10 protein-coding genes and 1 pseudogene are annotated in these 12,556 nt (G+C 71.3%); 7 read left to right on the forward strand and 4 right to left on the reverse strand.

Translation table 11 applies throughout. The annotated features are described in order from the left end of the window. Positions 1-22 precede the first annotated feature (22 nt). The 3 genes and pseudogenes from V8688_RS21675 to V8688_RS21685 form a co-directional block, all read right to left on the reverse strand. Positions 23-295, reverse strand: a complete 273-nt coding sequence (locus V8688_RS21675) for a glycerol-3-phosphate dehydrogenase C-terminal domain-containing protein (RefSeq protein ID WP_342801575.1) — start codon at positions 293-295, stop codon at positions 23-25. Positions 296-323: 28 nt separating this feature from the next. Further along, a pseudogene (locus V8688_RS21680) lies at positions 324-1,703 on the reverse strand (glycerol-3-phosphate dehydrogenase/oxidase); the annotation flags it as partial. Beyond that, positions 1,693-2,313, reverse strand: coding sequence for a helix-turn-helix domain-containing protein (locus tag V8688_RS21685; RefSeq protein ID WP_316573868.1), 621 nt, complete (start codon positions 2,311-2,313; stop codon positions 1,693-1,695). The gene V8688_RS21685 and the pseudogene V8688_RS21680, both read right to left, overlap by 11 nt. Before the next feature lie 193 nt (positions 2,314-2,506). Between V8688_RS21685 and V8688_RS21690 the strand changes: the two genes are divergently transcribed. Further along, positions 2,507-4,135, forward strand: a complete 1,629-nt coding sequence (locus V8688_RS21690) for an FAD-binding oxidoreductase (protein WP_342801572.1) — start codon at positions 2,507-2,509, stop codon at positions 4,133-4,135. Positions 4,136-4,190: 55 nt separating this feature from the next. Then, positions 4,191-5,141 (forward strand): YegS/Rv2252/BmrU family lipid kinase, encoded by a 951-nt coding sequence (locus V8688_RS21695; protein WP_342801573.1) that lies wholly within the window; start codon positions 4,191-4,193, stop codon positions 5,139-5,141. Positions 5,142-5,318: 177 nt separating this feature from the next. On the opposite strand, the gene V8688_RS21700 is transcribed toward V8688_RS21695, so the two are convergent. Beyond that, the gene (locus tag V8688_RS21700) at positions 5,319-6,020 is read right to left on the reverse strand and encodes an AAA family ATPase (RefSeq protein WP_308248662.1); all 702 of its coding nucleotides are present in this window, start codon (positions 6,018-6,020) and stop codon (positions 5,319-5,321) included. Positions 6,021-6,331: 311 nt separating this feature from the next. Here V8688_RS21700 and V8688_RS21705 point away from each other — a divergent pair, with 311 nt between their 5' ends. From V8688_RS21705 to V8688_RS21725, 5 genes are all read left to right on the forward strand, one after another. Next, positions 6,332-9,010, forward strand: coding sequence for a valine--tRNA ligase (locus V8688_RS21705; protein WP_218721469.1), 2,679 nt, complete (start codon positions 6,332-6,334; stop codon positions 9,008-9,010). Between the two features lie 86 nt (positions 9,011-9,096). Beyond that, complete coding sequence (locus tag V8688_RS21710) at positions 9,097-10,467, forward strand: folylpolyglutamate synthase/dihydrofolate synthase family protein (RefSeq protein ID WP_218721558.1); 1,371 nt, start codon at positions 9,097-9,099, stop codon at positions 10,465-10,467. Beyond that, on the forward strand, positions 10,464-10,901 hold the full coding sequence (locus V8688_RS21715; RefSeq protein WP_218721468.1) for a DUF4233 domain-containing protein: 438 nt from the start codon (positions 10,464-10,466) through the stop codon (positions 10,899-10,901). The genes V8688_RS21710 and V8688_RS21715 overlap by 4 nt, the downstream gene beginning before the upstream one ends. A gap of 9 nt (positions 10,902-10,910) precedes the next feature. Beyond that, positions 10,911-11,327 (forward strand): nucleoside-diphosphate kinase, encoded by a 417-nt coding sequence (gene ndk, locus V8688_RS21720; RefSeq protein ID WP_218721467.1) that lies wholly within the window; start codon positions 10,911-10,913, stop codon positions 11,325-11,327. 566 nt (positions 11,328-11,893) lie between these two features. Then, a partial coding sequence (locus V8688_RS21725) for a translation initiation factor IF-2 N-terminal domain-containing protein (protein WP_342801574.1) occupies positions 11,894-12,556 on the forward strand: 663 nt, incomplete at its 3' end.

The raw sequence follows: 12,556 nt of genomic DNA on the forward strand, positions 1-12,556 counted from the left end.
GAAGCAGCGCAGGGTGTCGCGGTCAGCTGCCGACGACGGCCCTGGCGAAAGCGGCTTCCGCTGCCGGGGTCGCGGCGGCACGGTCGTCGGGGACCAGGCCGATGCGGGTGCGGCGGTCGAGCAGGTCGTCGACGGTGAGCGCGCCCTCGTGGCTGATGGCGAAGTCGAATTCGGCGGCGGTGACGTCGATTCCGGGCGCGACCGGTGCGCGCAGCGACGGGTCGGACAGCCAGGCCGAGACGATGCGGCTCGCCTCGCTGCCGTAGCGCTCGATGAGGACCGGGGGCGCGTCGATGCGGTCGCGGGCCGCGCCCGCGACCNATTCCGGGCGCGACCGGTGCGCGCAGCGACGGGTCGGACAGCCAGGCCGAGACGATGCGGCTCGCCTCGCTGCCGTAGCGCTCGATGAGGACCGGGGGCGCGTCGATGCGGTCGCGGGCCGCGCCCGCGACCGCGCCGACCAGCGGGAGCCCGGTGGTGCGGCACGGTGACGCGGCCAGCCCGGCACGGGCGACGGCGGCGTCGACGGCGTCCTGCGCCATCTGCCGGTAGGTGGTGAGCTTGCCGCCGACGACGGTGATCAGGCCGTCGGGGGAGGTGAGGACCGCGTGCTCGCGGGAGATGTCGGCGGTGCTGTCGTCGGCGGTCTCGAGCAGCGGGCGCAGCCCGGCGAAGCGGCCACGGATGTCGGCGCGGGTCAACGGTTCCCGCAGCGCGGTGTTGATGGTGTCGAGCAGGAAGTCGATCTCGGACTCGGTGGGCTGCGGCTCGTCGGGGATCGGGCCGGGCGCCTCCTCGTCGGTGAGGCCCAGGTAGACGCGCCCGTGCGCGGCGGGCAGCGCGAAGACGAAACGGCTGATGCTGCCCGGGACCGGCACCGTCAGCGCGGCGCTCAGGCCGCCGAACACGGCGGCGTCGAACACCAGGTGGGTGCCGCGGCTGGGCCGCAGTTTGATGCTGTGGTCGACCTCGCCCGCCCACACCCCGGTCGCGTTGATCACCGCGCGGGCCCGCACGGTGAGCGTCTCGCCGGTGATCGTGTCGCGCAGCCGGACTGAATCCCCGGTCGCGGTCACGGCTTCCAGCCGGGTGAGCACGGTCGCGCCGTGGGCGGCCGCGGTGCGGGCCAGGGCGACGACCAGTCGCGCGTCGTCGACGAGCTGGCCGTCCCACGCCTGCAGCCCGCCACGCAGTCCCTCGCGGCGCACGGTCGGGGCCAGTCGCAGTGCCTCGGCGGCGGCGACGCGGCGGGAGCGGGGCAGGGTGGCGGCGGAGGTGTGGGCGGCGACGCGCAGCGCGTCACCGGCGGCGAAACCCGCGCGGATGAGCGCACTCTGGGAGAACGTGATGCCGGGCAGCAGCGGCACCAGCTGGGGGAGCGGGCGCACCAGGTGCGGGGCGGTGGTACGCAGCATGACACCGCGCTCGACCGCGCTCTCGTGCGCGATGCCGACCCGCCCGCTCGCCAGGTAGCGCAGGCCGCCGTGCACCAGCTTCGAACTCCAGCGGCTGGTGCCGAACGCGAAGTCGGTGCGCTCGACCAGCAGCGTGCGCAGTCCGCGGGAGGCGGCGTCGAGGGCGACGCCGGCGCCGGTGACGCCGCCGCCGATCACCAGCACGTCGACCTCGGGTCGATCGCCGAGCGCGGTCAGGTCGGCGGTGCGGCGGGTCGCGTGCAGAGCGGCCGTCGAATCAGGAGTCATCACAGTCCTTGTCGCGAGGAGGGAGCAGGTAACCCTCGATCGCCCTCGACAGCTCCGCGTCGAACTGCGCACCGGCCAGCAGCGGTTCCACCGTGCCCGCGGACTGCACCGCGGACTGGGTGATGAGCAGCAGCATGGTCGCCATCTGCTCGGCGTCGCCGGCCCGGATCGAGCCGTCGTCGTGGCCGAGCCGGATCGCGGTCGCGAACAGCTCGATCAGCGTGCGCTGGTTGCGCCCCAGCCTGCCGAACACATAGGTGAGCATGAGGTCGGTGTCGGTCCGGAAGATCTTGGCGAACACCGCGTTCGCCCGGATCGCGGCCGCACCGGCGACGATGCCGCGCACCAGCCGATCCCGGCCGAGGCCGATCTCGGGCATGGTCTCGCCGACGATCGTGCGTAACTCACGGACCAGGAGCTCGGCGATCAGCGACCCGGTGTCGGGCCAGCGCCGGTACACCGTCGGCCTGCTCACCCCGGCGCGGCGCGCCACCTCGGTGAGCGTGGTGCGACGGACACCGAAATCGACGACGCAGGCGCGCGTGGCATCGAGGATCGCCACGTCGGTGGGCGAGAGTTGCTCGTCCGCGTTGGTCGCGATGTCGATCATCGTGCTTCACCCCGGTGTGTTCGGCGGCGCCGGAAGCGGCGCCGTGGTCGAGCTGGAACGCCCAAGGGTATCGAGCGGACCAGCGGGGTCGGTGTCGTGAAGGCGGGGCAGTGACATCCGACAGCGATCGGATGTCGACTCGAGGACATATCGTACTGGTTACTGCTTGACACTATATGTCAGAATGTAACGCATGGTCGAGACGCAACCCGAAAATCCCGGTGCCGCCACCCTGCCGCCGCGTATGGTGTGGGACGCCTGGGGTGTCCCCGCTGGACACCAGCCCCTGTCGGCGCAGATCCGTGGCCTGCTCGCGCAGGTTTTCGGCATCTCGGGCGAGCCGGTGGCGCGTCGCGACGAGGGCGACGTGCCGCTGCGCCCCACCACCCTCACCGACATCGAACGGGCCGGGATCGCCGCCATCGTCGGTGACGAAAATCTCAGCACCGAGAATGTCGTCCGGCTGCGTCACGCCGGCGGCAAGAGCACCCCCGACCTGCTCCGTCGCCGGGCCACCGAACCCCAGGACGCGCCGGACGCGATCGTCTTCCCCGCCGATCACGCGCAGGTCCTCGCGCTGCTGGCCTACTGCTCCGAGCACGGCGTCGCGGTCGTTCCCTTCGGTGGCGGCACCAGCGTGGTCGGCGGCGTCGACCCGGTCCGCGGGCAGTTCGCCACCGTCATCGCGCTGGATCTGCGCAGGCTCGACACCCTCACCGGCGTCGACCCGGTCAGCGGGCTCGCGACCCTCGGCGCCGGCGTCACCGGCCCGCAGGCCGAGAAGCTGCTGAGCGCGCACGGACTGTCGCTGGGGCATTTCCCGCAGAGCTTCGAATTCGCCACCATCGGCGGGTTCGCCGCGACCAGGTCGTCCGGTCAGGCGTCGGCGGGCTACGGCCGCTTCGACGACATGGTCGAGCGCCTTGTCGTCGCCACCCCGCAGGGCACCGTCGAGCTCGGGCGCGCGCCCGCGTCGGCGGCCGGGCCGGATCTGCGGGAGCTGTTCGTCGGCTCCGAGGGCACCCTCGGCATCATCACCTCGGTCACGCTGCGCGTGCACCCGGTGCCCGAGACCACGGCCTATCAGGCCTGGTCGTTCCCCGACTTCGCCACCGGCGCGGCCGCGCTGCGCGCCCTGGTGCAGACCGGCGCCGCGCCGACCGTGCTGCGGCTGTCCGACGAGGCCGAGACGGGGCTGAACCTGGCCCGCTCCGGTGACGTCGGCGGCGCGTCCGTCGCGGGCTGCCTGGCCATCACCACCTACGAGGGCACCGAAGCGCATGTCGCGGCTCGTGCGCTGGAGGCGAGCGGACTGCTCGCCGCCGCCGGGGGCACCGCGCTCGGCGAGGCGCCCGCCCAGCAGTGGGAGCACGGCCGCTTCGCCGCGCCGTACCTGCGCGACGCGCTGCTCGACGTCGGCGTGCTGTGCGAGACCCTGGAGACCGCGACCACCTGGGCCAACCTGTCGAACCTGAAGACCAAGGTGACCGGCGCGCTGATGGACTCGCTCGGCGCGCAGGGCACCCCCGCCCTGGTGATGTGCCACATCTCGCACACCTACCCGACCGGCGCCTCGCTGTACTTCACCATCGTCGCCAAGCAGCTCGACGACCCGATCGCGCAGTGGCGGATCGCCAAGTCGGCGGTCGGTGACGCGATCATCGCCGCGGGCGGCACCATCACCCACCACCACGCCGTCGGCGCCGATCACCGTCCGTGGATGCAGTCCGAGGTCGGTGAGCTCGGCGTTCGCGTGCTGCGCGCGGTGAAACGCGAACTCGACCCCGCCGGGGTGCTCAATCCTGGGAAGCTGGTGCCGTGAGGGAGCTTTGGCGAGTGAACCGTAGGCGCAGCGCGCGTTCGCGAGAGGTGGAGTCGTGAGCGAACTCACGGTGCGGCGGGTCCTCGTCGTCACGAACCCGTACTCGGGGGCGGGGCGGGGCGACGGCGTCGCCGAGGCGGTGCTGGAGCGGTTGCTGACCCAGGGCGTCGAGGTGGCCGAGGTGCGGGCGCCCAGCGCGGCCGAATCGGTCGAGCAGGTCAGAGCGGCCGTCACCAGCGAGCTGCGCAGGCCCGACGCGGTGATCTGCGTCGGCGGCGACGGGCTGATGAATGTGCTGCTGGCCGCGGTCGCGCACAGTACGGTGCCACTGGGTCTGGTGCCGGCGGGCACCGGCAACGACCTGGCCAGGGAACTCGGTATCCCCACCGGTGATCCGGCGGCGGCCATCGACATCGTGCTGCGCGGCCGGGTCCGACACCTCGACCTCGGCCGGATCGAGTCGACGTACGCGACGCCCACCTGGTTCGCCACCGTCGTCGGCACCGGATTCGACGCACGGGTCACCCTGCGCGCCAACAAGATGCGCTACCCGCGCGGCCCGCTGCGCTACACCGTGGCCGCGGTGGCCGAGCTGATGCGCGGCTACACGCTGCCGTTCACGATCGAGCTGTCGGGGCTGGCGCCCGGCGCGCTCGACAATCCCGAGGGCGAGCACGCGGTCGTGCACACCGATGCGGTGATGGCCCCGATCGGCAACACCCGCACCTACGGCGGCGGCATGCTGGTGTGCCCGGACGCACTCGCCGACGACGGCTACCTCGACATCACGGTGGTCGGCGCCGTCTCCCGGCTCGAGATGGCGCGGCTGCTACCCGCGCTGTCGGCGGGCAAGCGCATCGATCATCCGTCGACCAAGCGCTACCGCGCGCGCCGGATCACCGTCAGCGCCGACGGCGGCTACGCCACGGCCGACGGTGAGCCGGCTGGGATGCTGCCGGTCACCGTGCAGGCGATGCCGGGCGCGCTGACGGTCCTGGTTCCCTAGGCAGGCGCGGCCCGCCCTGCTGCCCCGGACGCGTGCTGACAGCGTGGTCTGCCGCGCACCCGCGGTCGGGCTGCGCCGTCGCGCGTGCCGGGCCGCGGGTGGTCGGGTTGTTCGCACCGGTGCTCGACGCGCGCCAGGGCGACGGCCGGCAACTCGGCACAGGCGGCGGATGGCGGCTCAGGCGGCGTCGAAGGTGACGCGGGTGACCGCGCTGAGGGCCGGGCGGTCGACGATCACCACCGACGCCGACTCCAGCGGTTCCGAGACCGGGCGGAGCGGGCCGTCGCCGCGCGCGCCGAGGGCGCTCATCAGCTGCTCCCATCGGCGGCAGTGCGCGGTGAACGCCACCCCGTTGACCCGTCTGCCCCGGGTGATCTGCCCGTGTCTGGCCTGCGTCGCGGGCACATCGATCAGCACCATGTGCAGTTCCCGGTGCTCCTCGCGGGCCCAGCGCGCGATCAGCCTGCGGCTCCAGCCGAAGGTGGCACAGTCGTGGATGGCCACCGGCCCGTCGGCGGTGCGCAGCGCGCGGCGGATGGCGCGGTAGTGCGCGAGGTGCACCAGCGGCCGCCACAGCGGGTAGGGCAGCAGGCCGAGCCGGTGCCGGAGCCGGTTGCGGGTGTGCTGGGAATCGAGCACCAGCGCGCCCGAGGCTGCGCGCACCGGCTGCTCGGCCTCTGGTCCGGCGGCGAAGAACCGGTGTAGCGCAGTGGATTTGCCCGCGCCGGGCACACCGGCGAAGACCAAGACGCTGGCAGCGGGGTACTGGAGCTCGTCGACCTCGCCCGCGCGGAGGTCGAGCAGCGCGGTCGGACGGACGGTCCGGATGCGCGCGGCGCGGGGCGGGGGAGATGCGGCGGAATCGAGCGGGGGCGTCACCCTCTCCAGACTCCGGTAAAACGGACAATTCGGCAATCGGGGATTTCCCCGATCTTCGCCAAAGCAGCTTGGCTCACAACGACTTCCGCGTGTCGTTGGGTCCTGGGAACAAGAGTTACTCGCGCGGCAACCAGAAACTGAGAATTGCCTATGGATTCCCCTGGCCACGCCGAATCGCCGGTAGTATCACAGGGGTAGACGGAGTCTTCGGTGTCCCTCATCCACCGAAGATTCCGTCTCTGTTTTTTCGGCGGTGCCGCGCTGTGGCGGGGGGCGTCAATAGCTTTGCCGGGGCCCCTTAGGATTGGTGGGTGACCAGCGCAGCCCCAGACAACTCGCGTAATCGTGCCGATGCCCTGCCCAAGAGCTGGAACCCCGGCGAGGTAGAGGCCGACCTGTACGAGGGCTGGGTAGCCGCCGGATACTTCGGCGCCGACGCGACCAGCGGCAAGCCCGCCTACTCGATCGTGCTGCCACCGCCGAACGTCACCGGCACCCTGCACATGGGCCACGCCCTCGACCACACCCTCATGGACACCCTCACCCGCCGCAAGCGGATGCAGGGCTACGAGGTGCTGTGGCTGCCCGGCATGGACCACGCGGGCATCGCGACCCAGACCGTGGTGGAGAAGCAGCTCGCCGCCGACGGCAAGACCAAAGAGGACTTCGGCCGCGAGCTGTTCATCGACAAGGTGTGGGACTGGAAGCGCGAGTCCGGCGGCGCGATCCAGTGGCAGATGCGCGCGCTCGGCGACGGCGTCGACTGGAGCCGCGACCGGTTCACCATGGACGAGGGCCTTTCGCGCGCCGTCCGCACCATCTTCAAGCGCATGTATGACGCGGGGCTGATCTACCGGGCCGAGCGCCTGGTGAACTGGTCGCCGGTGCTGAAGACCGGCATCTCCGATCTCGAGGTGGACTACAAGGACGTCGAGGGCGAGCTCGTCTCGCTGCGCTACGGCTCGCTCGACGACAACGAACCGCACGTCGTGGTGGCCACCACCCGGGTCGAGACGATGCTCGGTGACACCGCCGTGGCCGTGCACCCCGACGATCCGCGCTACGCCGCGATGATCGGCACCACCGTCTACCACCCGATCACCGGCAGCCAGATCCCGATCATCGCCGACGACTACGTCGACCCGGAGTTCGGCACCGGCGCGGTGAAGATCACCCCCGCGCACGACCCCAACGACTTCGAGATGGGCCTGCGGCACAACCTGCCGATGCCGACGATCATGGACGAGGGCGGCCGGATCACCGGCACCGGAACCGAATTCGACGGCATGGACCGCTTCGAGGCCCGCGTGAAGGTGCGCGAGCGCCTGGCCGCCGAGGGGCGCGTGGTCGCCGAGAAGCGGCCCTACGTGCACAGCGTCGGCCACTCCGAGCGTTCCGGCGAGCCGATCGAGCCGCGCCTGTCCATGCAGTGGTGGGTCAAGGTCGAGTCGCTGGCCAAGGCCGCGGGCGACGCCGTCCGCGACGGGGACGTGAAGATCCACCCCGCCAGCCAGGAACCGCGCTGGTTCGATTGGGTCGACAACATGCACGACTGGTGCATCTCGCGGCAGCTGTGGTGGGGCCATCGCATTCCGATCTGGTACGGCCCCGAAGGCGAGATCGTCTGCCTCGGACCCGATGAGGAAGCGCCCGAGGGCTGGGTGCAGGACCCCGACGTGCTCGACACGTGGTTCTCCTCGGGCCTGTGGCCGTTCTCCACGATGGGCTGGCCCGAGGCCACCCCGGAGCTGGCGAAGTTCTATCCGACCAGCGTGCTCGTCACCGGTTACGACATCCTGTTCTTCTGGGTGGCCCGGATGATGATGTTCGGCATGTTCGTCAGCGACGACCCGGCGCTCACCGTCGGCAAGGGCGGGCAGAAGCAGGTGCCGTTCGAGGACGTCTTCCTGCACGGCCTGATCCGCGACCAGCACGGCAAGAAGATGTCGAAGTCGCGCGGCAACGGCATCGACCCGCTGGACTGGATCAACTCCTACGGCGCCGACGCGTTGCGCTTCACCCTGGCCCGTGGCGCCCAGCCGGGCGGTGATCTCTCGGTCGGCGAACCGCACGCGCTGGCCTCGCGCAGCTTCGTCACCAAGCTGTTCAACGCCACCAAGTTCGCGCTGATGAACGGCGCTCGCTCGGGTGAGCTGCCGCCGCGCGAGACGCTGACCGACACCGACCGCTGGATCGTCGACCGGCTCGACGAGGTGCGCGCCGAAGTGGACGCCGCCTTCGACGCCTACGAGTTCGGCAAGGCCTGCGAGGCGCTGTACCACTTCGCCTGGGACGAGCTGTGCGACTGGTACCTGGAACTGTCCAAGGTCCAGTTCGCCGAGTCCGACGCCCGCGCCGAGAGCACCGCGGTGGTGCTCGGCACGGTGCTCGACGCGGTGCTGCGCCTGCTGCACCCGGTGATCCCGTTCGTCACCGAGACCCTGTGGAAGGCGCTGACCGGCGGCGAATCGGTGGTCGTCGCCCCGTGGCCGACTGCCGGCGGCGTGGCCACCGACACCGTGGCCGCGCAGCGGGTCGCCGACGCGCAGCGCCTGATCACCGAGATCCGCCGCTTCCGCAGCGACCAGGGCCTGGCCGACAAGCAGAAGGTGAAGGCCACGCTGGTGGGCCTCGCCGAGGCCGGGCTCGGCGAGTTCACCGGCTCGGTGGCCAACCTGGCCCGGCTGACCGAGCCCGGTGACGATTTCGCCACCACCGCCGAGGTGCAGGTCCGCCTGTCCGGCGCGACGGTCACCGTGCAGCTCGACACCTCCGGCGCGATCGACCTCGACGCCGAACGCCGCAGGCTGGAGAAGGACCTCGCGGTCGCGCAGAAGGACCTCGACACCACCACGGCCAAGCTCGGCAACGAGGCATTCCTGGCCAAGGCGCCGCAGCAGGTCGTCGACAAGATCACCGGGCGTCGGGATGTGGCCGCGGCCGAAGTCGCGCGCATCGGTGCCCGGCTGGCGGAGCTGAGCGGCAAGTGAACGACGAGCCGGAGCCGCAGTACGAGGCCGACGACCACCGCCGGGCTCCGCTCGGCGCCGGACCGTCGCCCGTCGACCTGGCCGAGATGGCGCTGGTCGAGGCCGAGCTGGACAAGCGCTGGCCCGAGACCAAGATCGAGCCGTCGCTGACCAGGATCAGCACGCTGATGGATCTGCTGGGCAACCCGCAGCGCAACTATCCGGCGATCCACGTCGCGGGCACCAACGGCAAGACCTCGGTGACCCGGATGATCGACGCCCTGCTCACCGCGCTGCACCGGCGCACCGGCCGGATCACCAGCCCGCACCTGCAACTGGCGACCGAGCGGATCAGCGTCGACAACGCGCCGATCAGCCCCGCCCGGTACGTGGAGACCTTCCGCGAGCTCGAGCCCTACATCGCGATGATCGACCAGCAGTCCGAGGCGGCCGGCGGCCCGGCGATGAGCAAGTTCGAGGTGCTCACCGGCATGGCCTTCGCCGCCTTCGCCGAGGCGCCGGTCGACGTGGCCGTCGTGGAGACCGGCATGGGCGGTACCTGGGACGCCACCAATGTGATCGACGGGCAGGTCGCGGTGATCACCCCGATCGGCCTGGACCACACCGAGTACCTCGGCCCCGACCTCGCCTCGATCGCGGGGGAGAAGGCCGGGATCATCAAGCGCGCCCCCGAGGCGCTGATCCCGGTCGACACCGTCGCGGTGATCGCCGAGCAGGAGCCCGAGGTGATGGACGTGCTGCTGCGTCGCGCCGTCGAGGCCGACGCCGCGGTCGCCCGCGAGGGCGCGGAGTTCCGGGTGCTGGAGCGGGCCGTCGCGGTCGGCGGCCAGTTGCTGACGCTGCAGGGGCTCGGTGGCGTCTACGACGAGATCTTCCTGCCGCTGCACGGCGAGCACCAGGCCCGCAACGCCTCGCTCGCGCTGGCCGCGGTGGAGGCGTTCTTCGGCGCGGGCGCGGATCGGCAGCTCGACATCGAGGCCGTGCGCGCGGGCTTCGCGAGCGCGGCCAGCCCGGGCCGGATGGAGCGGATGCGCAACGCGCCGACCATCTTCGTCGACGCGGCGCACAATCCGGCGGGGGCGACGGCGCTGGCGAACACCCTCACCACCGAGTTCGACTTCCGCAAGCTGGTCGGCGTCGTCGCCGTGCTCGCGGACAAGGACGCGGCGGGCATCCTCGACGCGCTGGAACCGGTCTTCGACGAGATCGTGGTCACCAGCAACGGTTCGCCACGGGCGATGGACGTCGACGCGCTCGCCGACCTGGCCGTGCAGCGCTTCGGCGACGAGCGGGTGATCACCGCCGAGACCTTGCCCGACGCGCTGGAGTCGGCGATCGCCCTGGCCGAGCAGGCCGGCGACGACGGTGACGTGATCTCGGGCGCAGGCGTTGTCGTCACGGGCTCGGTGGTGACCGCGGGCGCCGCGCGCGCCCTGTTCGGAAAGGCTCCGGCATGAGCAGCACGAGTGAGGTTCCACCCCCGGCCACCGACCCGTGGAAGGGTCTGCGCGGGGTGATGGCGGGCACCCTGGTCCTCGAGGCCATCGTGGTGCTGCTGGCGCTGCCGGTGGTCGCCGACGTCGGCGGCGGGGTCACCTGGTTCTCCGGCACCTACCTGGTGGCGCTCGCGCTGCTGATGATCCTCGGCGCGGGCGTGCAGCGGAAGCCGTGGGCGATCCCGTTCAACCTCGGCCTGCAGGTGCTGCTGCTGGCGGGCACGTTCATCCACCTGTCGATCGGGATCATCGGGCTGGTGTTCGTCGCGGTGTGGGCGTTCATCCTCGTGCTGCGCTCGGACGTGCAGCGCCGGATGGACGCGGGGCTACTGCCCAGTCAACGAATGGGTGGCCGAACTGACACGAGTTCGGCTCCGGGCGGCGACGCCGGTTAGAGTGACGCCGTGACTGAGCAGACTTTGGTACTCATCAAGCCGGACGGCGTCTCCCGTGGCCTCGTCGGCGAGGTGCTGGCCCGTATCGAGCGCAAGGGCCTGACCCTCGAGGCGCTGGAGCTGAAGAACGTGTCGACCGAGCTCGCCGAGGAGCACTACGCCGAGCACGCCGAGCGCCCCTTCTTCGGCTCGCTGATCGAGTTCATCACCTCGGGCCCCGTCGTCGCGGCCGTCTTGTCCGGTCCGCGCGCGATCGCGGCCTTCCGTCAGCTCGCCGGCGGCACCGATCCGGTCGAGAAGGCCACCCCGGGCACCATCCGTGGCGACTTCGGCCTGGAGACCCAGTTCAACCTCGTTCACGGTTCCGACTCGCCCGAGTCCGCCAAGCGCGAGATCGCGCTCTGGTTCCCCGAATTCCCTGCCTGAACGGTCAGCGCCCGGAGGCGGTAGCGCAGCGTAACCACGCAGGGCGCCCGGTCAGGCAGTTTCGGATGCTGCCTGAACGCGCTGTACTCGCTCGTCGCGTCCGGTGTGGACGCGACGAGCTCGAGCGGCCGAGGTTCGCGGGAGTTGCGCCGATGGCGATCCCCGCGCGAACCGTATGGGATACTGACTATGGATGTGTTCGTCACCGATGCTCGAACAGGGCGGTTGGTGACAGCCTGTCGCGCAGGTACGCGACGGCGGTGACGGACATGACCGGATGACACCGCGGTTGGATGCCGATCATCGCTGCCACGGACGACCCTGTTGCTGGGGTTGCCCGCGCAGGCACGCTGGATGAGCGCTCGGAACGCGGAGTCACGCCGCACAGCCAGGCGCCGCGTGACCGGTTGGCCCGCCAGAAGATCGATCGAGGTGCGACCGGACACGCGGGGCGAGACCAGATGACCCTCGTACCATCGGGTACGAGGTGCACGGACGATGCCCCCGCGTCGGCCGCGTCACTCCCGTACCGGGGATGGACGCGCCCGGGGGCCCGAGGAGACTTCGTGGCCGATACAGAGCCGCTGGACACAACACAACAGGATGCCGATCAATTGCCGGAGCGAATTCGAGTTCATGCACTGGCCAAGCGGTTGGGAGTGACCAGCAAACGCATCCTGGCCAAACTGGCCGAACTGGGGGCCGAGGCGCGCAGCGTCCAATCGAATGTGGATCGCGCGGTCGCCGAGACCGTGCGCGACGCGATCGCCGCCGCTGACGCCGATACCGGCGAATCCCCGGCATCCACCCCCGCGACGGCGACCCCGCCGTCGACCGCCCCCGTCGCCGAGCAGCCGGCCGACACGACCACCGCGCCCGCGCCGATGTTCTCGGCACCCGAGGTCGCGCGGACCGACGAAGTCTTCGCCGCCATGGCCGACGACGCGCACACCGGTCTGTTCACCCACCGCCCGGTCGAGGAACCGGCGGTGGTCGAGCCGGTCAGCTTCGAGGCGCCCGCCTTCACCGCGCCGCTGTTCCTGCCGCCGGACGCCACCGCCGCCGAGGAGGCGCGTAAGCGCCGCCGCGCCGAGCGGACCGTCAAGCGGACCGAGGAGCCGGTCGAGGAGATCGAGGCCGAGGCCGAGCCGGTCGAGGACGAGTCCGACGCCGCCGGGGACACCGGCGACCACGACGCCGACGGGCAGCCGCGTCGCCGTCGCCGGGGC

The sequence above is a fragment of the Nocardia sp. No.11 genome (assembly GCF_038752175.1).
In the GTDB taxonomy this organism is placed as follows: Bacteria; Actinomycetota; Actinomycetes; order Mycobacteriales; family Mycobacteriaceae; genus Nocardia; species Nocardia canadensis.

Coding starts and splice junctions, on each gene's coding strand:
- V8688_RS21690 (WP_342801572.1), top strand. CDS start 2,507: ATGGTCGAGACGCAACCCGAAAATCCCGGTGCCGCCACCCTGCCGCCG.
- V8688_RS21710 (WP_218721558.1), top strand. CDS start 9,097: ATGGCGCTGGTCGAGGCCGAGCTGGACAAGCGCTGGCCCGAGACCAAG.
- V8688_RS21685 (WP_316573868.1), bottom strand. CDS start 2,313: ATGATCGACATCGCGACCAACGCGGACGAGCAACTCTCGCCCACCGAC.
- V8688_RS21715 (WP_218721468.1), top strand. CDS start 10,464: ATGAGCAGCACGAGTGAGGTTCCACCCCCGGCCACCGACCCGTGGAAG.